The sequence below is a fragment of the Pseudorhizobium tarimense genome (assembly GCF_022968135.1).
Classification (GTDB): Bacteria; Pseudomonadota; Alphaproteobacteria; order Rhizobiales; family Rhizobiaceae; genus Neorhizobium; species Neorhizobium tarimense.
Window position 1 is genome coordinate 204,401 of the sequence record NZ_JALJRA010000002.1, and the last position, 19,810, is coordinate 224,210.

General features: G+C 61.4%; 22 protein-coding genes. 16 read left to right on the forward strand and 6 right to left on the reverse strand.

Annotation, left to right across the window (positions count from 1 at the left end):
* Window positions 1-61: 61 nt before the first annotated feature.
* The 10 genes from MUU54_RS03330 to deoA all read left to right on the forward strand — a co-directional run bounded on the left by MUU54_RS03330 (window position 62) and on the right by deoA (window position 9,405).
* On the forward strand, window positions 62-382 hold the full coding sequence (locus MUU54_RS03330; RefSeq protein WP_247242618.1) for a hypothetical protein: 321 nt from the start codon (window positions 62-64) through the stop codon (window positions 380-382).
* Between the two features lie 57 nt (window positions 383-439).
* Entirely contained in the window at window positions 440-1,090 is a 651-nt protein-coding gene (msrA, locus tag MUU54_RS03335; RefSeq protein ID WP_247242619.1) for a peptide-methionine (S)-S-oxide reductase MsrA, read from the forward strand.
* A gap of 239 nt (window positions 1,091-1,329) precedes the next feature.
* A complete protein-coding gene (locus tag MUU54_RS03340) occupies window positions 1,330-2,322 on the forward strand; it encodes a BMP family lipoprotein (RefSeq protein WP_247242727.1) in 993 nt (330 codons plus the stop codon).
* Window positions 2,323-2,393: 71 nt separating this feature from the next.
* A complete protein-coding gene (locus MUU54_RS03345; RefSeq protein ID WP_247242620.1) occupies window positions 2,394-3,917 on the forward strand; it encodes an ABC transporter ATP-binding protein in 1,524 nt (507 codons plus the stop codon).
* Between the two features lie 7 nt (window positions 3,918-3,924).
* On the forward strand, window positions 3,925-5,028 hold the full coding sequence (locus MUU54_RS03350; RefSeq protein ID WP_247242621.1) for an ABC transporter permease: 1,104 nt from the start codon (window positions 3,925-3,927) through the stop codon (window positions 5,026-5,028).
* 10 nt (window positions 5,029-5,038) lie between these two features.
* Window positions 5,039-6,010 carry an ABC transporter permease gene (locus MUU54_RS03355; protein ID WP_247242622.1) on the forward strand — a complete coding sequence of 324 codons (972 nt, stop codon included), beginning with the start codon at window positions 5,039-5,041 and terminating at the stop codon, window positions 6,008-6,010.
* A gap of 4 nt (window positions 6,011-6,014) precedes the next feature.
* Entirely contained in the window at window positions 6,015-6,407 is a 393-nt protein-coding gene (locus MUU54_RS03360; protein WP_247242623.1) for a cytidine deaminase, read from the forward strand.
* Window positions 6,404-7,201 (forward strand): purine-nucleoside phosphorylase, encoded by a 798-nt coding sequence (locus MUU54_RS03365; RefSeq protein WP_247242624.1) that lies wholly within the window; start codon window positions 6,404-6,406, stop codon window positions 7,199-7,201. Before MUU54_RS03360 ends, MUU54_RS03365 begins: the two co-directional genes overlap by 4 nt.
* A 117-nt stretch (window positions 7,202-7,318) precedes the next feature.
* Complete coding sequence (gene deoC / locus MUU54_RS03370) at window positions 7,319-8,089, forward strand: deoxyribose-phosphate aldolase (RefSeq protein ID WP_247242625.1); 771 nt, start codon at window positions 7,319-7,321, stop codon at window positions 8,087-8,089.
* Entirely contained in the window at window positions 8,089-9,405 is a 1,317-nt protein-coding gene (gene deoA, locus MUU54_RS03375) for a thymidine phosphorylase (RefSeq protein ID WP_247242728.1), read from the forward strand. The genes deoC and deoA overlap by 1 nt, the downstream gene beginning before the upstream one ends.
* Window positions 9,406-9,423: 18 nt before the next feature.
* Here deoA and upp read toward each other — a convergent pair whose 3' ends face one another.
* From upp to MUU54_RS03405, 6 genes are all read right to left on the reverse strand, one after another.
* Window positions 9,424-10,053, reverse strand: coding sequence for a uracil phosphoribosyltransferase (gene upp, locus MUU54_RS03380; protein ID WP_247242626.1), 630 nt, complete (start codon window positions 10,051-10,053; stop codon window positions 9,424-9,426).
* A 68-nt stretch (window positions 10,054-10,121) separates the two neighbouring features.
* Window positions 10,122-11,132 (reverse strand): adenosine deaminase, encoded by a 1,011-nt coding sequence (locus MUU54_RS03385; protein WP_247242627.1) that lies wholly within the window; start codon window positions 11,130-11,132, stop codon window positions 10,122-10,124.
* Entirely contained in the window at window positions 11,129-12,349 is a 1,221-nt protein-coding gene (locus tag MUU54_RS03390) for a phosphopentomutase (RefSeq protein WP_247242628.1), read from the reverse strand. Before MUU54_RS03390 ends, MUU54_RS03385 begins: the two co-directional genes overlap by 4 nt.
* A 105-nt stretch (window positions 12,350-12,454) precedes the next feature.
* On the reverse strand, window positions 12,455-13,033 hold the full coding sequence (locus MUU54_RS03395) for a TadE/TadG family type IV pilus assembly protein (protein WP_247242629.1): 579 nt from the start codon (window positions 13,031-13,033) through the stop codon (window positions 12,455-12,457).
* On the reverse strand, window positions 13,030-13,635 hold the full coding sequence (locus MUU54_RS03400; RefSeq protein WP_247242630.1) for a TadE/TadG family type IV pilus assembly protein: 606 nt from the start codon (window positions 13,633-13,635) through the stop codon (window positions 13,030-13,032). Before MUU54_RS03400 ends, MUU54_RS03395 begins: the two co-directional genes overlap by 4 nt.
* 98 nt (window positions 13,636-13,733) lie before the next feature.
* Window positions 13,734-14,144, reverse strand: a complete 411-nt coding sequence (locus MUU54_RS03405) for a pilus assembly protein N-terminal domain-containing protein (RefSeq protein WP_247242631.1) — start codon at window positions 14,142-14,144, stop codon at window positions 13,734-13,736.
* Between the two features lie 343 nt (window positions 14,145-14,487).
* Here MUU54_RS03405 and MUU54_RS03410 point away from each other — a divergent pair, with 343 nt between their 5' ends.
* The 6 genes from MUU54_RS03410 to MUU54_RS03435 all read left to right on the forward strand — a co-directional run bounded on the left by MUU54_RS03410 (window position 14,488) and on the right by MUU54_RS03435 (window position 19,780).
* On the forward strand, window positions 14,488-14,685 hold the full coding sequence (locus MUU54_RS03410; protein WP_247242632.1) for a Flp family type IVb pilin: 198 nt from the start codon (window positions 14,488-14,490) through the stop codon (window positions 14,683-14,685).
* A 103-nt stretch (window positions 14,686-14,788) separates the two neighbouring features.
* Window positions 14,789-15,280 (forward strand): A24 family peptidase, encoded by a 492-nt coding sequence (locus tag MUU54_RS03415; protein WP_247242729.1) that lies wholly within the window; start codon window positions 14,789-14,791, stop codon window positions 15,278-15,280.
* A 110-nt stretch (window positions 15,281-15,390) separates the two neighbouring features.
* Window positions 15,391-16,197, forward strand: a complete 807-nt coding sequence (gene cpaB / locus MUU54_RS03420; RefSeq protein WP_247242633.1) for a Flp pilus assembly protein CpaB — start codon at window positions 15,391-15,393, stop codon at window positions 16,195-16,197.
* Between the two features lie 22 nt (window positions 16,198-16,219).
* Complete coding sequence (locus MUU54_RS03425) at window positions 16,220-17,701, forward strand: type II and III secretion system protein family protein (protein WP_247242634.1); 1,482 nt, start codon at window positions 16,220-16,222, stop codon at window positions 17,699-17,701.
* Window positions 17,698-18,456: a CpaD family pilus assembly protein gene (locus tag MUU54_RS03430; protein WP_247242635.1), complete on the forward strand. Its 759-nt coding sequence runs from the start codon at window positions 17,698-17,700 to the stop codon at window positions 18,454-18,456. The genes MUU54_RS03425 and MUU54_RS03430 overlap by 4 nt, the downstream gene beginning before the upstream one ends.
* Before the next feature lie 34 nt (window positions 18,457-18,490).
* Entirely contained in the window at window positions 18,491-19,780 is a 1,290-nt protein-coding gene (locus tag MUU54_RS03435; RefSeq protein ID WP_247242636.1) for a CpaE/TadZ family protein, read from the forward strand.
* Window positions 19,781-19,810: the final 30 nt, after the last annotated feature.

Below are 19,810 nucleotides of genomic sequence, written 5' to 3' on the forward strand. Positions count from 1 at the left end.
ATCGCTGAAGAACGGCGGGCGCTCCTTGTTTTCGTCCGCCAAGACCCCGGAGCCTGCGCCCTTGATCCGCACTTTCCTTCACTTCCTCAGTCTACTTTGCCTGCTGCTGGCGATCATGGCAGGTACCCTCGATTCTATCGAATCGGTCTCATCCTCTTCCGTCGTTATGACGTCGCTCGGAAATCACTGGCAGAACCTGGACGTCGTCAGCCTCACCCTGGCGGAGGAGGCTGTGCGTAACTATATCCACCCCGATGTTTGGCGATGGGCCGTAGCGCCGCTCTTGGCGCAGCCAGCCTTCGCTGTGTTTCTCGTGCTGTCCTTGCTGTTCTGGATGATGGGCTATCGCCGACCCCGTTTCGCCGGGCGATTCTCGGCCTGATCCGCAGGCATGGTGCCATCCGCCGAGGCCAGTCACCACCGCGCTAGGAGGTTTGCGATGTTTGTCATTGACATGTTCAACAAGAAGACGGCCATGCCGACGTCGGAGACGGCACTGCCGGGCAGACCGGATCCCATCCCGACGTCGGAAATGCACTTCGTCAACGGCCGGGCATTGAAGGGACCTTATCCCGAGGGGCTTCAGGTCGCCTATCTTGGGATGGGGTGCTTCTGGGGCGCCGAGCGGCTGTTTTGGAAGATCCCGGGGGTCTATGTGACCGCAGTCGGGTATGCCGGGGGCATCACCCCCAACCCGACCTATCAGGAAACCACGACGGGACTCACCGGCCACGCGGAAATCGTGAAGGTGGTTTTCGATCCGGCGGTGGTTTCCTACCGCGAACTGCTGAGGACCTTCTTCGAAGAGCATGACCCGACACAGGGTATGCGCCAAGGCAATGACATCGGCACCACCTACCGCTCCGCAATCTACACCACCAGCGAGGAGCAGGCGGTGGAGGCGCGCGAGGCGCTTGAGGCCTTCCAGGATGCGATGGCCTCTGCCGGTCGCAAGAGCAAGATTACAACCGATATCGCTCCGATCGACGTCTTCTACTATGCCGAGGACTACCACCAGCAGTATCTGGCGAAGAACCCCGGCGGCTATTGCGGCTTGAAAGGCACCGGCGTCAGTTGCCCCGTCGGGTGATTTTGAGGCAAGCGCACATCTTCATGCCGCGGATTTCATCGATCTGCGGCATTTTTTGTGCAGGCTCGACCGCAAGCTTCGGATATTTACCAAGAGCAAAAAATCGGGTGAATTTTTCGCCTGCACATGCAAAAGTGCCGAAGCCGGTCTCTTACGGGGAGGATCGGTCGCCGCAGGCACGCGCTGTTGCGAAGATGCGGGAAGACCCAGCTATCAACACAAAAAAACAGGGCTGAATGATGAAGAAAACCCTTTTGACCCTCATGACAATGGCCGCAATGTCGGCGACCGCGCTCGCAGCTGAAATCAAGCCGGCGCTGGTCTATGGGACCGGCGGCAAGTTCGACAAGTCCTTCAACGAGGCAGCCTATGGCGGCGCCGAAAAGTTCAAGGAAGAAACGGGGGTCGAGTACCGGGATTTCGAGCCGACCAGCGACACGCAGGGCGAGCAGGCAATCCGCAACTTCGCAAGCCGGGGCTTTAACCCGGTCGTTGCCGTCTCCTTCGCCTGGACCTCGGCCATGGAGAAGGTTGCGGCCGAGTTCCCTGACACCAAGTTCGTTATCGTGGATGCCGTGGTCGATCTGCCGAACGTCCGTTCTGTCGTCTACAAGGAAGAAGAAGGCTCCTATCTCGTTGGCCTGCTCGCGGGCATGGCATCCGAGACCGGCAAGGTCGGCTTCGTCGGTGGCATGGACATTCCGCTGATCCGCAAGTTCGGCTGCGGCTACGTCCAGGGCGTCAAGGCCGCAAATCCGGATGCGGAGGTCTTCCAGAACATGGTCGGCACCACGGGTGCGGCCTGGAATGATCCGGTTCGTGCCGGCGAATTGACAAAGAACCAGATCGACCAGGGCGCCGACGTCATCTACGCGGCAGCGGGGGCAAGCGGCCTCGGCGTTCTCCAGACGGCGGCTGACAACGACAAGCTCGGAATCGGTGTGGATTCAAACCAGAACCACCTCCATCCGGGCAAGGTGCTGACCTCGATGGTCAAGCGCGTCGATCTTGCCGTCTACAACGCCTTCAAGGACACCCAAGGCGATGCCTTCACCTCCGGAGTCCAGTCGCTCGGTGTCGAGCAGGATGGCGTGACCTACGCTGTCGACGAGAACAACAAGGAACTGATCACGCCGGAGATGCAGGCCGCTGCCGACAAGGCAAAGGCTGACATCATCGCCGGCACCGTCAAGGTCCACGACTACATGTCGGACAATTCCTGCCCGAACTAAGAACACGGAGGGCGCATGCGGTTTGAGATCCGCATGCGCCCTCTTCATGCCCGAATCTGAAAGGCGGACGATTGAGCCTCGACCCTTCACCAGCGCCGGCGATCGAGCTTGTCGGGATAGACAAGAAGTTCGGGCCGGTACACGCCAACAAGAACATCAACCTGACGGTCGCCAGAGGCTCCATTCACGGGATCATCGGCGAGAACGGGGCTGGTAAGTCGACGCTGATGTCGATCATCTACGGCTTTTACCAAGCAGACCAGGGGCAGATCCGGATCAACGGCAAGCCCATCGTCATCCGTGACAGTCAGACCGCCATCTCTTCAGGCATCGGAATGGTCCACCAGCACTTCATGTTGGTGGAAAACTTCACTGTGCTGGAGAACGTCGTGCTCGGCGTCGAAGGCGGCGCCTTGCTCGGTCGCGATGCCGCGCGCGCGCGCGAAGAGCTCAAGCGCCTGCAGAAGGATTACGGGCTGGAGGTCGACCTCGATGCGATCGTCGAGGAGCTGCCGGTCGGTGCGCAACAGCGTGTCGAAATCCTGAAGGCGCTTTATCGCGGCGCGGATATCCTCATCCTCGACGAGCCGACGGGCGTGCTGACGCCGGCGGAAGCCGATCATCTCTTCAACGTCCTGCGCGTGCTTCGCGAGCAGGGCAAGACGATCCTCCTGATCACCCACAAGCTGCGCGAGATCATGGCGATCACCGACACGGTTTCCGTGATGCGGCGGGGCGAAATGGTCGCCACGCGAGCGACGGCGGAGACGACGGTCGAGGAGCTGGCCGAGCTGATGGTCGGCCGGCGCGTGCTTCTGCATGTGGAGAAGGGTGAGGCGAAGCCCGGTCCGGTGCTGCTGTCGGTGAAGAACCTCACCGTCAAGGACAGCCGCGGCCTCAAGATGGTCGACAATGTCTCCTTTGACGTTCGTGCGGGGGAGATCGTCGGCATCGCGGGGGTCGCCGGAAACGGGCAGTCGGAACTGCTGGAAGCGATCGCCGGCATCCGCAAGCCTTCGTCCGGTGAAATCCTTATCGACGGTCAGCCGGTGGCGGAACTCGATGCCGCACGACGTCGCGAACTGGGGCTTGCTCACATCCCGGAAGATCGGCACCACATGGGCCTCGTGCTCAAGTTCGAGGAATACGAGAACTCGATCCTCGGTTATCACCGCGACCAGCGGTACGGACGGGGCGCCTTCCTGGACCTTGAGGCCATTCGTAAGGACGCCGAGGACAAGATCGCCAAATATGATATTCGCCCGCCGAACCCGAGGTTAAAGACGGCGAACTTTTCAGGCGGCAACCAGCAGAAGATCGTCGTTGCTCGCGAAATCGAACGTGACCCGAAGCTTCTGATCGTTGGCCAGCCCACCCGTGGCGTCGATGTCGGTGCTATTGAATTCATCCACCGCCGGATCATCGAGAGGCGTGACGCGGGCAAGGCGGTGCTCCTAGTTTCCGTGGAACTGGACGAGATCCGCTCCCTTTCCGATCGTATCCTGGTGATGTTTGCCGGCAAGATCGTCGGCGAGAAGACCAGCGAAGCTGGCGAGCAGACCCTCGGCCTGATGATGGCCGGCATCGCGGCGTGAGGCTTTCATGACAACTGCATCCGTGCCTCTGCCCAACTGGATCAGCTATGGCCTGATCCCGCTGCTGAACCTGCTTCTCGCCTTCTTTTTCTCCGGCCTCGTCGTCTGGTGGATCGGCGAAAGCCCGCTCGAGGCGCTGAAGTTCCTGATCCAGGGATCGCTTGGCCGCGGCGACGCAATCGGCTTCACCCTTTTCTACACCACGAGCTTCATCTTCACGGGCCTGTCCGTGGCCGTCGCCTTCCACGCCGGCTTGTTCAACATCGGCTCGGAAGGCCAAGCTTATGTGGGCGGGCTTGGTGCAGCGCTCGCCGCCCTGGCGCTGGATCACTACGTGCCTTGGTACGTGACCATGCCGTTCGCGATCACCGCTGCCGCCATTTTCGGTGCCGCCTGGGCTTTCATTCCCGCCTGGCTGCAGGCCAAGCGTGGCAGCCACATCGTCATCACCACCATCATGTTCAACTTCATCGGCGCCGCGCTGATGGTCTACCTCTTGGTCAACGTCTTCATCGTGCCGGGCAAGATGGCGCCGGAAACGCGCACCTTCCTCGAGGGTGGCCAGTTGCCGAAGCTCGACTGGCTGATGGCACTCTTCGGACTGAAGCTCGGTCCGGCGCCCTTCAACGTCTCGTTCCTGATCGCGCTGGTGATGTGCTATCTCGTGTGGCTGCTGATCTGGCGCACCAAGTTTGGCTACGAAATGCGCACGCTTGGCATCAGCCCGTCGGCGGCCATCTATGCCGGCGTGCCCTATGCCCGCATTGTCATAATCGCGATGCTAATTTCGGGTGGATTGGCGGGAATGATGGCGCTCAACGCGGTCAATGGTGCGGCAGCCCGCCTGCAGGTGGAGTTCGTTGCCGGGGCAGGCTTCGTCGGTATTGCCGTCTCGCTGATGGGCCGCAGTCACCCCGTCGGCATCATTCTGGCGGCCCTTCTCTTCGGGATCCTGTATCAAGGCGGCGCGGATCTTTCGTTCGAGATGCCGACGATCACCCGCGACATGATCGTCGTCATCCAGGGGCTCGTGATCCTGTTCGCAGGCGCACTGGAATATATGCTGCGTCCCGCGGTTGTGCGGATCTATCAGCAGTTCGCGAAAGGCTGAGGAGAGACAGATGGAAAACTTCGACATCCTCGTCAGCATCCTCGGCTCGACCGTCCGTCTGTCGATCCCGCTGCTGTTCACCGCCCTTGCCGGCTTGTTTTCGGAGCGTGCCGGCATTTTCGACATCGGTCTGGAAGGCAAGATGCTGGCCGCCGCCTTCGCATCTGCCGTCGCGGCCTATGCCACAGGGTCGGCCTGGCTCGGCCTCCTCGCGGGTATTGCCGTGTCGATCCTCTTCTCGCTGGTCCACGGCTTTGCGTCGATCACCAACCGGGGCAACCAGATCGTCTCCGGCGTGGCGTTGAACTTCGTTGCAATAGGGCTAACGGTCGTCCTTGGCCAGGCTTGGTTCGGGCAGGGCGGACGGACCCCGCAAGTGTCGGGGGAGGGGCGGTTCTCCCCCATCATCCTACCTGGCGCCGATGCCATGCGCGACGTGCCGATCATCGGCCCGCTCTATGCCAATGTCATCTCCGGCAACAATATCCTCACCTACATGGCGTTCATGGCGGTGCCGCTTGCCTGGTGGGTGCTCTTCCGGACCCGCTTCGGCTTGAGGCTGAGAGCGGTCGGCGAAAACCCGGGTGCCGTCGATACCGCAGGCATCTCCGTCGCGTGGATGCGCTATCGTGCCGTCATCGTGGCCGGGTTCCTTTGCGGCTTTTCCGGAACCTATCTTGCGATCGCGCAGTCGGCGGCCTTCATCAACAACATGTCGGCCGGCAAGGGATATATCGCGCTTGCGGCCCTCATCTTTGCAAAGTGGCGGCCGGTGCCGGTGATGTTCGCCTGCCTTCTCTTCGGCTTCCTCGATGCGGTCGCCAACTTCATGCAGGGCAAGTCGGTGCCTCTGATCGGCGAAGTGCCGGTGCAAATCTTCCAGGCGCTGCCCTATATACTGACCTGCGTTCTCTTGGCCGGTTTCATCGGCGTCGCACGCGCTCCCAAGGCCGGCGGCGTGCCCTATGTGAAGGAGCGCTGATCCCATGTCCCACGACCTCTTCGAAGCAGCGCGCGCGGCGATGGAGAAATCCTATTCGCCCTATTCCAAGTTCCCGGTCGGCGCCGCCATTCGTGCCGATGACGGGCAGGTCTATGTCGGTGCTAACATTGAGAACATCTCCTTTCCGCAAGGATGGTGCGCGGAACCGAGCGCCATCAGTGCCATGATCATGGGTGGCGGACGCCAGATCGCGGAGCTTGCGGTGATTGCCGATAAGCTGCCGCTTTGCACCCCATGCGGTGGATGCCGGCAGAAGATTGCCGAGTTCGCCTCCGCCGCAACGCGCATCTATCTGTGCGACGATCAGGGCGTTCAGAGGACGCTCACCATGGGTGACCTTCTTCCCTATGCCTTCGAGACGGATGTCATCGGATGAAGGATGTTGCCGATCTCCTCGTCGAGAGCCTGAATGGCCTCATGCCGCGCTGCGCGGTGATCCTCGGCTCCGGCCTGGGAACATTAGTCGAGAACGTGAGCGATCCCATCCGGATCTCCTACCGCGACCTCTCGGGCTTCCCCGCAAGCGGCGTCACCGGGCACGCGGGTGAATTGGTGGCAGGATACCTCGGCCGGGAACCCATGATCATGCTTTCCGGCCGCGCGCATTACTACGAGAAGGGCGACGCGCGGGCGATGCGCTTCCCGATCGAGGTGCTGAAGGGGCTGGGCGTCCAGTCGCTGATCCTCACCAATGCGGCCGGCTCCGTCCGGGAAGACATGCCGCCCGGATCGGTGATGCAGATCACCGACCATATCAACTACTCCGGCATGAACCCGCTAATCGGCGAGGAAGGCGATGGCCGCTTCGTCGGCATGACAAACGCTTATGATGCAGGCCTTTCGCTGGACATGCGCAATGCTGCAATCCGGAGTGCCATTCCGCTCTTCTCCGGTGTCTACATGTGGTTTTCCGGCCCAAGCTTCGAAACGCCGGCCGAGATCCGCATGGCACGGACGCTGGGGGCAGACGCCGTCGGCATGTCCACCGTCCCCGAAGTGATCCTCGCGAGATACTTTGGACTGCGGGTCGCGGCAGCCTCCGTCATCACCAATTATGCAGCCGGAATAACGGGCGGCGAACTCAGCCACGAGGAAACCAAGGACGTGGCGCCTGTCGGCGGAAAGCGACTGGCGGTCATCCTTCAGGAAATGCTGTCAGAGAAAGCCTAGCAGAATCAGCTATGCTGACGGGCAAAGGCTGCGGCAGCAGGGTTCTTGTCAGGCTTGAGCTTGCGTCAGGTCCTTTCAGCACCGATGATGAGACATCAAAACGAGGAGGTATCCACCATGGAGATCAATACTCCGCGGGAGGCGGCAAGCCTTGCGCTATCGCTGCTCGACCTCACGAACCTGCGAGATGACTGCGACAATGAAGCGATCGAGCTTCTCTGCCGACGGGCAACCACCCCCTATGGCGCGGCAGCTGCCATCTGCATCTGGCCGCGCTTCGTCGCCCACGCCCGCAAGATCCTTGGGTCCGGCAGCTCGCTCCGGATCGCGACCGTCGTCAATTTTCCTTCCGGCAATATGGAGGTGGCGGAGGTGGTTGAGGAAACGCGCGGTGCGATCGCCGACGGTGCGGACGAAATAGATCTCGTGATCCCCTACAGGACATTCCTCCAGGGCGACGAAGCGGCGGTGACGCAGATGGTCGAGACGGTGCGGCAAGCCTGCCCGCAGGCCGGCCTGAAGGTCATCATTGAGACCGGCGAGTTGAGGGACAGCGCGCATATTCGTCGGGCATCCGAACTCGCGATCGATGCCGGTGCCGACTTCATCAAAACCTCGACGGGCAAGGTCGCCGTCAACGCCACGCTGGAGGCCGCCGACATTATGCTGCGCGTCATCCGTGATTCCAGAAAGTCCGTCGGCTTCAAGCCGGCTGGCGGCATCGGCACGGTTGCCGATGCAGACCTTTATCTGCGTCTGGCGGAAACCATCATGGGTCCCAACTGGATCATGCCGTCGACATTCCGCTTCGGCGCATCGAGCCTTCTCGACGATATCCTTGCTGTACTGAGCGGCCAGCCGTCGCAGCGGGCGGCGACAGGATACTGATCGTCATGATCCCGCAGGAGATCATCAGGCGAAAGCGGGACGGCCTCGAACTCTCGCGCGAGGAGATCACCGGGTTCATCCAGGGCTTGACAGACAACGGGATCACCGAAGGCCAGGCTGCATCACTCGTCATGGCGATCTTCTTCCGCGGCATGACGCGCGAGGAAACGGTTGCCCTGACGCTTGCCATGCGCGACAGCGGCGAGGTGATGCGGTGGCCGGACCTTGGACGGCCGGTCGCCGACAAGCACTCCACCGGTGGCGTCGGCGACAACGTCTCCCTGATGCTGGCCCCGATCGTCGCTGCCTGCGGGCTCGCCGTTCCGATGATCTCTGGACGCGGCCTGGGACACACCGGCGGGACGCTCGATAAACTGCAGTCCATCCCCGGCTACAACGTCATGCCGGATGTGGACCTGCTGCACCGTGTGGTGGCGGAGGCCGGCTGCGCCATCATCGGCCAGACGGCCGATCTGGCGCCGGCGGACCGGCGGCTCTATGCCATTCGTGACGTCACGGCGACGGTGGAATCGGTGCCTCTGATCACGGCATCCATCCTGTCCAAGAAACTCGCCGCCGGGCTTGAGACCCTGGTCCTGGACGTCAAGGTCGGCAACGGTGCCTTTATGGAGAGTGTGGAGGAGGCGGAGGCTCTGGCGCGTTCGCTGGTGGAGGTGGCCAATAGTGCCGGAACGCGCACCACCGCCCTTCTGACGGACATGAACCAGCCTCTGGCGGATGCTGCCGGTAATGCGCTGGAGATCCGCAACTGCCTCGAATTTCTCTCCGGCCGAAAGAAGGACACGCGCCTGCATGATGTGGTCATGGCCCTGGCTGCAGAAATGCTGCTTCAGGCAGACGTGGCAGCAGATCAGCAGGACGCTTCAGCGCGTGCTCATGCTGCCTTGGACAGCGGCAAGGCAATGGAGCGTTTTTCTCGCATGGTCTCGTTGCTTGGTGGCCCGCCCGATCTCGCAGAAAACCCTGATCGTCATCTGCGTAAAGCACCGGTTGTTTTGCCGGTTCTAGCCGCGGCTGATGGTTGGCTGTCAGGCTGCGACACGCGGGACCTAGGTCTGGCCGTGGTGAAAATTGGCGGCGGTCGCAAGCGGCCGAGCGATGACATAGACCGCGCGGTTGGCATCAACCAAATCCTGCCGCTTGGTAGCAGAGTATCGAGAGGCGAGCCGATCGCCTTCGTCCATGCCAACGACCGGGCAGAGGGCGAGGCAATGGCCGAGAACGTCAGCCGCTGCTTCACGATCAGAGATGAGCCGCCGGCGCCTCAGCCGCTCGTCCTCAAGCGGATCGGCTGAGGCCGGCGCTCCAACTGGTTACTTTGTACCGTACATGCGGTCTCCTGCATCGCCGAGGCCTGGCACGATATAGCCGTTCTCGTTCAGGTGGCTGTCGATGGAGGCGGTGTAGACGGGCACGTCCGGATGGTGGTCGCGGAAGCTCTTGATGCCTTCGGGTGCGGCCAGCAGGCAGAGGAAGCGGATGTTGTGCGCGCCCCGCTCCTTCAGCTTGTCGATTGCGGCAATCGCCGAATTTCCCGTGGCAAGCATCGGGTCGACGACGATGATCAGGCGCTCGGCGATATCATCGGGGGCCTTGAAGAAGTATTCCACCGCCTGCAGCGTGTCGTGGTCGCGATAAACGCCAATATGCGAGACACGTGCCGAAGGCACGAGTTCGAGCATACCTTCAAGCAGTCCATTGCCCGCCCGCAGGATCGAGGCGAACACGAGCTTCTTGCCCTCCAGCACCGGCGACTGCATTTCCTGCAGCGGCGTCTCGATGGTCTCCATCGTCATCTCGAGGTCGCGGGTCACCTCGTAGCAGAGCAGGGTCGAGATCTCGCGTAGGAGACGCCTGAAGCCTGCCGTCGAGGTTTCCTTCTTGCGCATGATTGTTAGCTTGTGCTGCACGAGCGGATGATCGATGACTGTTACGCCGTCCATCGAGCCTGCCTTCCCCTGTTTGTTGATGTTTTCTCTTCTTGATCGGTTGGCGGAAAACCGCAACCCCCTCAGCCGTGCTTTACCGGGTCCTGTGGCCGTGCCGTCTCTGCATCGAATCGTTGCAGCAGGCGCGTTCGGGTATCATCATCCACGAAGGCCGCTTCCAGCGCCGTTCGCGTCATCGCGTTGATCTCGGCGTCGTGGAAGCCCATCTGATGTGAGGCTATCTCGTATTCCCGTTCTAGCGACGTGTGAAAGAAGGGCGGATCGTCCGAGTTGAGACAGACGCGAACGCCTGACTCCTTCAACCGCCGCAGCGGATGTTGCTCGAAATCAGGATAGACCTTCAGTGCGATGTTGGAGCCCGGGCAGACTTCCAGGACGGTGCCGAGGTCCACAAGGCGCGCAACAAGATCCGCATCCTCGATCGCCCGCACGCCATGCCCGATCCGCGACGGGCGCACGAGATCGAGCGCATCGGCAACGCTGAAGGCGCCGCACACTTCGCCTGCGTGGATCGTCAGGCCAAGACCGGCCTCGCGGGCAATGTCGAAGGCGCGCGCGTAATCGGCGACACGCCCCATTCGCTCTTCGCCGGCCATGTTGAATCCGGTAACCAGCGGGTTGTCGCTTCGAGCGGCATATTCGGCTGCGGCAATGACGCGCTCAGGGCCAAAATGGCGCTCGCCTGTTACGATGATGCGGGCCTCGATGCCGGTCTTCTCCCTGGCGCGGCCGATCCCTTCCGATATACCCGCGAGATAGAAGTCCGCGCCAAGGCCGATACGGTCGCCGTGGTCCGGCGAAACGATGATCTCGCTGTAGATCGTGTTGGCACTTGCAAGCTCGGCCAGATAGGTCTCGGTCAGAAGCGCATAATCTTCGTCGGTCCTGAACAGCGCCGCCACGCGATCATAACTGACCAGAAACTCCGAAAAATCCGACCACAGATAGCTGCCGTCTTTCAGAAAGGTGGAAGGGTCGATCCCATATTTCTCCGCCTGACGGGCGGCGAGCGCCGGCGGTGCCGCCCCTTCGATATGGCAGTGGATCTCGGCCTTCAGGAAATGGCCAGTCAAAGGAAACTCCATCCATGGGATCCAGCCGGCAGGCCCAGATGAGCCGCCACCGATTCACCGATGTCTGCATAAGTGGGTCGAAGCCCGATGTCGCGCGAGCGGATACCTGGCCCGAAAGCCATGATCGGCACTCTTTCGCGCGTGTGGTCTGTACCCCGCCAGGTAGGATCGCAGCCATGATCGGCCGTCAGGACGACGAGATCGCCCGGCCGCAGCCGCCGATGCACTTCCGGGAGCTGACGGTCGAATGCTTCCAGCGCGGCGGCATAGCCTGCAACCTCCCGACGATGGCCGTACAACTGGTCGAAGTCGACGAAGTTCGTGAACACCAGGTCGCCATCGGCCGCCGTATCCACCGCCTCCAGCGTCGCTGCCATCAGGGCCGCGTTTCCGTTGGCCTTGACCACACGGGAGACGCCTTGATGGGCAAAGATATCGCCGATCTTGCCGATTGCATGAACAGTGCGTCCCGCTTCCACGGCCCGGTCAAGCAGGGTGGGCTCCGGAGGCGGCACCGAGAAGTCGCGGCGGTTGCCGGTGCGCTCGAAAGTGTCGGCGCTTTCCCCGACGAAGGGCCGGGCGATGACGCGTCCGATGTTAAGCGGATCCACCAGGCGCCGCGTCGTCTGGCTGAGCTCGATCAGGCGTTCCAAGCCGAAATGCACTTCATGCGCTGCAACCTGTAACACGGAATCACTGGACGTATAGCAGATCGGCCTGCCCGTGCGGATGTGCTCTTCGCCCAGTCGTGCGATGATCTCGGTTCCGGAGGCATGACAGTTTCCAAGAATACCGGGGAGATTGCCCTGCGTGCAGATCGCCTCCACCAGATCGGGCGGGAAGGCGTCACCTTCAGACGGGAAATAGCCCCAGTCGAAGGTGACCGGTGTACCGGCGATCTCCCAGTGGCCGGAGGGCGTATCCTTGCCGCGCGACACCTCATTGGCTGCCCCGTGCAGGCCGAAGATCCGTTCCGGACGTGGCATGCCTGCCGGATCATCGCCGCTGGCCAGCTTGGCGATCTCCAGCAACCCGAGTGACGACATGTTCGGCAGCTTCAGCGGTCCTTCGCGCAGGCCGGCGCGATCGGCCGCACCCGCAGCGCAGAACTCGGCGATATGACCAAGCGTGTTCGACCCGAGGTCGCCATAGGCGTCCGCATCGCGGGCACCGCCGACGCCAAAGGAATCGAGTACGAACAGGAAGGCTCGCGACATGGATCACCCGGATGATTGATAAGGGAAGCAGCAGCCTCGGCCGCTCCGGCACCCGGTTACATATAGATCGAGGAAATTTTTAGCAAAGGTTGACGGATGAAGCGGTTAGCAGTCGCATTTGATCGCTTCTCCCGAACGGGCGAGATAATAGTAGTCGCGGCTGATGGTGATGTCGCGCATTTCGCTGGGGATCAGCCCTGGCATGAACATCAGCAGCTGGTGCGGCACGGAGACTTCCGCATGGACGATGAAAGCGCCTGATGACTTCATGTTCGCCGGGACATCGATGGAACTGCCAGCGGCATATGGCTTGCCGCCGGTCTCGTTCCACGACCACATGACCTTGGGCGTTGCGCCATCGACCTCAATCCCGGTGACCTTGATGTGTGTGGTTGGAACGCCGTAGGGGACGAAAATGCTCTGCGCCACCGGAATCATGGTGCCGAGGAAGGCTTTGTTCACCGATCCTTCCTGCGTGACCAGATCCGCAATCGTGCCCGCGGCGCGCGTGACGCGCTTGGAGATGCTGAGCCCGATTGTCAGCTCGAACACCGTGATGTAGATCATCAGCAACAGAGGCGCGATCAGCGCGAACTCAACCCCACCCACACCGCTCCGATCGCTCCAGAGCCGCCGGATAGCCATCATGACGCCGCGAAAGAGTTCTTTCCGCTCCCCCTTCATTTCGCGTAGTTCTCGTTTTTGAAGGCGGCGGTGGCGACGATCAGGAAGTCCCCACGCGATCCATCAGACGGGCGGATGGTGGAAATGTAGGGCCGTACCAGATCCGTGATGATCTCCCATCGGTAATAGGCACGCAGCATGTTGATCGAAGCCGCGCCCCCAGGCTCGTACACGTCAACCGCCGCAAGATCCCCAAATCGTTCATTGCCTTTGCGCGGGATTGTCTTCGGGATGTCGGCGAAAGTTGAAAAGCTCCGAACGTCCAAAATCAGCTTGTTGTCCTTGGCGCCGCTGCACTGGATCAGGATGGCGATTTCGTCGCAGAATTGGGTGCGGAAAGCCGCTTCGTCCGTGTTCTCCGCCGTGATCTGCCCGGTGCGGAGCTTTCGCGACATCGTGTCGACCGCGTTCCCGATCAATTGTTCGCCGGTAAAGGCGATGAACGTCTCGATGATGGCAAAGACGATCAGGAAATAGGGGATTGCCAGAAGAGCGAACTCGATCGCTGCCGCGCCGTCACGCGAGTGCAGCAACGGCTTCAGGGGCAGGCACCGCCTCCCTGGTGTGCAGGCTTCGCCGGATGTGTCGTGAGGGTGAGGCATCAACCGATCCCGGACGCATAAGGATGGCTCGACGCTAGAGCACCTTTATTGACATTCCGTTGCCGCTAATGGCGCTGTTTAACAGAAAACGTCGTCGGTCAGGGTGTGGCGTTGGCCTTGAAATCGGCGTGCTGTTCGCAATTGGGCGTGCAGGAAAGGATCACGCGGTCGGTCTGGCGGAAGACGCGCACCGTGTTTCCTTCGTCGATCGAGACCAGAATCCGCTCGTCGGCAATCGCATTGCCGTCGCTATCCAAGAGAACGAGGTTGGTTGTCCCGAAGCTGCGGCCGGTAAGCACGATGGTGGTCGGATCGGCAACCGTGGCATCCGCCACATTGGAGTTGCCGACGATGACCTTGCTGACTGGGCGGTCGAGCCGCAGCACGCGCGCGTGGTTCATGAAGACCCGCAGGAGATCGGTTTCCTGCTCTTGCGCCACAGCGGAACCAGCGCCGGGGAGGGCGAGGCTAGCGGCTAGCATCAGGGACATGATCTTGGGGACGGACATGCAAAGGTGCTTTCGAATGCAAGTGGTTGAGAAAGAGAATGGCGACGGAGTGGTGAACGAAGATTTAAGGAGGTGCCCGGAAATCAGGCTATTGTCTTCGCCGTCAGGGCGTAGCAGGATCTCAAAAATTAGCTGCCGCGCTATCCCCGCCTTCAAGATCAGATTTTTCAATAACTTACGCAGCGCGCATGGATCTGGACCAGCGGCCGCATTTTTACCCTTGGCTAACGATCTTCCTTAAGCGGATCGCAATCGTCCTCCGATAGGGTCCTCGGCATCCGAACAACCAAAACGTGTTGTCGGGAATGATGAACATTCCACCCGTGCCGCAGGAGAAAATTGCATGTCGAAGTTTTTTGCTCGCTTTATCAAGGATGAGTCCGGTGCGACTGCGATCGAGTATGGCCTGATCGCCGCCCTCATCTCCGTTGCTCTGATTGCTGGTGCATCAACGCTCGGGAACACCCTGAACGATACGTTTGGCGCCATTAGCACTAAGATGAACGAAGCCAAGGAACAGTCGGACGCCTACGGGCAGTAATCCCTAATGGCTATGGGGGCTGGCAGTCGCCGCACTGGCGCTAACCGTCGCCGCTAGCAAAGAAGAGGAGCCTCACGTGCCCGCTTTAGGCGCAGCAATACTGATGATTGCTCCGATGTGCCTTTTCATCGCGGCGGTCAGCGACCTCTTCACCATGACGATACCGAACCGCATCTCGGTGTTCCTTCTGGCGTCTTTTGCGGTTCTGGCTCCGGTTTCCGGCCTTGCCTTGGCGGAGATCAGCATGAGTGCGGCTGCGGGGGCAATCGTCCTCGCGGTCTGCTTCGGCTTCTTTTCCTTGAACATGATGGGCGGCGGAGATGTGAAGCTCCTCGCCGCCTCGGCTGTCTGGTTCGGCTTTAGTTCCGCACTCGGCGCCTTTATCGTTACAACCGCCCTCTGGGGCGGGATCATCACCTTGCTAGTCATGCTGCTTCGCAATCAGGCCAATCGTTTCGCTGCGATCGAGGCTGTCGTGCCGGCGCAGATCCTGACGGCCAAGAAAGTCCCCTATGGCGTGGCGATCGGCATCGCAGGCATCATGACCTTCTGGGAATCCCCTATCGCGGTCGCTGGTCTAGAACTGCTCAAGTAGCATCCGCAGTTAGGAAACCTTCCGTTTACCAAGCGTATAACCAATCCATTAACCTTAATTACACCATTGGTGACCATTCTCCGGGACAGTGAATCCCATTAGGAATGGTCATGAAACCCGCTCGTATCGTTATTCTAGCCGTGGCCGTTGTCGCTGCGGGCCTTGCCGGCCTGCTTGCGATGCGCCTCTCCGGCACGAGTGCGCCCCAGATCGCCGAGACGGTGATAGAAAGACAGCCGTCGATCAACGTCCTCGTCTCTGCCGGCAATCTTCCCGTTGGAACGAGACTCGATGAAGAGTCCCTGCGCTGGCTCGCTTGGCCGCAGGACGGTGTGGTGGACGGCTTCATCACCGAGCAGTCGCAGCCACAGGCGATTTCTGAACTCAACGGCATGGTCGTTCGCCTTCCCATCTTCGAAGGCGAGCCGATCCGTGGTGAGAAGATTGCCGACTCCTCGAACCGCATCATGTCGTCGCTCCTGCCCGCAGGCAAGCGTGCGGTTGCAACCGAAATTTCCGTTGCCACGGGGGCAGGGGGCTTTGTCCTGCCGAATGACCGCGTCGACGTCATCATGGTCCGCCGCAACGACGAGGGACGCTTCCTGACCGAAGACGTCCTGTCTAATGTCCGCGTGCTGGCGATCGACCAGCAGATCCAGGAAAGCAAGGACGGCGCCAAGACGGTGGTCGGAACGACCGCAACCCTGGAACTGACGCCGGAGCAGTCAAAGGTAATCGCCGTCGCTCAGCAGATGGCCGACCGGCTGACGCTTGCCCTTCGCTCCGTCGCCGATGCCCAGGAGGCCGACACGGTCGCCGCAGATTACCTCTTGAGCGGCGGCAGCAAGGGGGAGATCCAGGTCATCAAGTCGGGCTCGATCGTGAGCACTTCGCAGGCCCAGTCGAATACGCAGTGAACGGAGCCAGGATGTGAGTCAGATGAAACAATTGCTGAAGAGCTCCGTCAGGGCGGGCCTGGCTTTCTGCCTCGCCCTCGCCGGAGAACCCTTCGCCCTCATGCAGGGACATGCACCCTTTGCGGAGGCAACGGCGCAGGAGAATTCCATTGTTAGCATCAACGAGGCGGGCAGGGGCGTGCGAAAGCGCCTGAAGCTCGGCCTGAACAAGGCTCTCGTCGTCGATTTGCCCGCCGACGCCCACGATATCCTCGTGGCCGATCCCACGATGGCGGACGCAGTGACCCGCACCTCCCGTCGCATCTATCTTTTCGGCAAGACCGTCGGCCAGACCAACATCTTCATCTTCGGCCGCAATGGAGAGGAGATCGTCAGCCTGGATCTGGAGATCGAGCGCGACATTTCCGGTCTGGAGGCAAATCTGCGCCGGTTCCTGCCCGACTCCAACATCAGGGTCGAGATCATCTCGGACAACATCGTCCTGAGTGGCACGGTCAGAACCCCGCAGGACGCCACGCAGGCGACCAAGCTCGCCAACATCTTCCTCACGGGGGGTGAAGCAACCACACGAACGGAAGTCGCAACCAGCCAATCCGCCGGCGACGGTGCCGTCGCGCTTTATGCGGAAGGTCGCCAGAAATCGCAGGTCGTCAACATGCTGACGATCGAGGGCGAGGACCAGGTCACGCTCAAGGTGACGGTCGCCGAAATCCGCCGCGAAGTCCTCAAGCAACTCGGCTTCGACAACACCTTTACCCGGCAGCCCTCGGGCACGAGCTCGGGACTGGATGTGCTGACGATCGGCGCCGGTAGCGCCGGCCTTTCCGGCAACATCGCCGGGACGGTCGGTCGCCTTGGGATCGAGACCGCCTTGAGCGCACTGGAGCAGGCAAAGGCGATCCGAACCCTTGCCGAGCCGACGCTGACGGCAATCTCCGGCCAGTCCGCCACCTTCAACTCCGGTGGCGAACGCCTTTATGCAACCACCAACTCGGACGGCGACACCGAGATCGTACCCTATGAATACGGCATCTCGCTCGGCTTTACGCCGACCGTCCTGTCCTCCGGCCGCATCAGCCTGCGCATCCAGACGCGCGTCTCGGAACCCATCAGCACCGGCAGTGGCGTGGAGTTCCGCAAGCGTGACGCAGAGACGGTCCTGGAGCTCCCCTCGGGTGGCTCGATTGCGCTGGCGGGCCTGATCCGCGACGACATCCAGCAGGGGATGAGTGGTACGCCCGGCGCATCCAAGCTGCCGCTCTTCGGTGCCCTGTTCCGGGCTAAGACGCTGGAGCGGACTGAAACGGAGCTCGTCATCATCGCCACGCCTTACCTCGTCCGGCCGGTCGCCCGCAACGAGCTGTCGCGCCCGGACGACAACTTCAATCCCGCAAGTGACGTCGCAAGCGTCTTCCTCGGGCACGTAAACCGCATCTACGGCCGCAAGGACGCACCACCTCCTGCCCTTCCCTATGAAGGCAATGTCGGATTCATCTACAAATGACGCGCACCGAAGGACACGCCGCGATCGCTCCAATGGGAGCACAGGAGAAACGGCAGAGCATAACCGCCGGGCACGACACTTCGCGAATCGCCAAAGCGAGTCGGATTTCGGCCGCTGCCGTCTTCCTCGGCATCTCCACCCTGCTCGGCAGCTGCGCCAACCCTGACGGCGTGACCACCGGCTCGCTTCCCGACGATTACCGCACGCGCCACCCGATCATCGTCGGCGAGGCGGAGAAGATGATCGACGTTCCCATCGCTCCCGGAGACCAAGGCCTGACGCGGGGCCAGAGCGAAGTCATCGCTGGTTTCGCTTCGGACTACATCAGTTCGTCCAAGGGCATCATCCGCATTATGACGCCGCAAGGGGCGCTGAACTCAGGCGCCGCGGCGGCTGCGGTGGGAGACGTTCGCCGGCTGCTGGTCAGGATGGGTGTGCCGAAGAACCACATTCTCCATGTCGGCTATGCAGCCGCCGGCTACGGCGCATCGGCGCCGATCCGGCTGAGCTATGTTGCCATCACCGCCCAGGCAGGACCTTGTGGTGAGTGGCCGGCCGACCTCACCCTGAACACGGCTGAAAACAAGAACTACTACAATTTCGGCTGCGCCAGCCAGCGCAACCTTGCAGCCCAGATCGCCAACCCGAACGACCTGCTTGGCCCGCGGCGGATGACGCCGCCGGACGCTGAACAGCGCGGCCAAGCGATCCAGCGTTACCGCGAGGGCTACACCGAACTGCAGGACTTCCGGTGATGAATTGTGAGCGTCGACATCAGGAGTGGCCGGTATGAGCGCCGTGGACTACAGCATCCGCAGCCCCGAACCTGACGAGCTGCCGCACAGGGAGGAGAGCTCTGCGTCGGACTTCTCCGCTTTGCGCCCGCTGCCGCGCATCTCCATCCATGCCTTCTGCGAAAGCGAGCAGATGCTGCGAACCATGGATCGCATGGGCCAGGACCGCCGCATGGCCAAGGTGAACATGCGCATCACCAATGGTGGCACAGAGGCGGCGGCAAACATGTTTGCTGGCAGCCCGACGCCGAACCTGATCATTCTGGAAACCGATGCCAACCCGCGCAATCTGATGGCGGAACTGGCGCCGCTGGCCGAGGTCTGCGATCCTTCGACCCGCGTCATCATTGTCGGCCGCTACAACGACATCGCGCTTTACCGTGACCTGATCCGCAACGGCATTTCCGAATATCTGGTGGGGCCGGTCCAGATGGTGGATATGCTTTCCTCCATCGCATCGATTTTCGTCGATCCAGAGGCAGAGCCCCTCGGCAAGTCGATCGCCTTTGTGGGCGCCAAGGGTGGCGTGGGTTCGTCCACGCTTGCGCATAACTGCGCCTTCGGCATCTCCAACCTGTTTTCCACCGAAACCATCCTGGCCGATCTCGATCTTCCTTTCGGCACGGCCAATATCGATTTCGATCAGGATCCGGCCCAAGGCATTGCCGAAGCCGTCTTTGCGCCCGAACGGCTGGATGAGGTATTCCTCGACCGCCTGCTGACCAAGTGCTCGGAACACCTGTCGATGCTGGCGGCTCCTTCGCTGCTTGATCGCGCGTATGATTATGAGGGATTGGCCTTCCAGCCGGTCGTCGAGATCCTGCAAAGAAGCGCCCCCATTGCGGTACTCGACCTGCCGCACGTCTGGTCGGAATGGACGCGGTCTGTTCTTGCCGATGCGGATGAGGTGGTGATCTGTGCGGTCCCCGACCTCGCCAACCTGCGCAACACCAAGAACATGCTCGACGCGCTGAAGAAGCTGCGGCCGAACGACCATGCACCGCACCTGATCCTCAACCAAGTCGGCATGCCGAAGCGGCCGGAGATCGCACCAGCCGACTTCTTTGAGCCGTTGGAAATCGAACCGATCGCGATCCTGCCTTTCGACGCGCAGCTGTTCGGCAATGCCGCCAACAGCGGCCGGATGATTGCCGAGATGGATGGCAAGTCCCCCGTGGCGGAAACCTTCTCCCAGGTGTGCCACATCGTCACCGGCCGCTCGGGGGTGAAGAAGGCGAAGAAGGGCGGCCTGGGCAAGATGCTCGGCCTGCTCGGCCGGAAATAGGGCCGGACCTCTCGGCAGGTCTGGCGACAG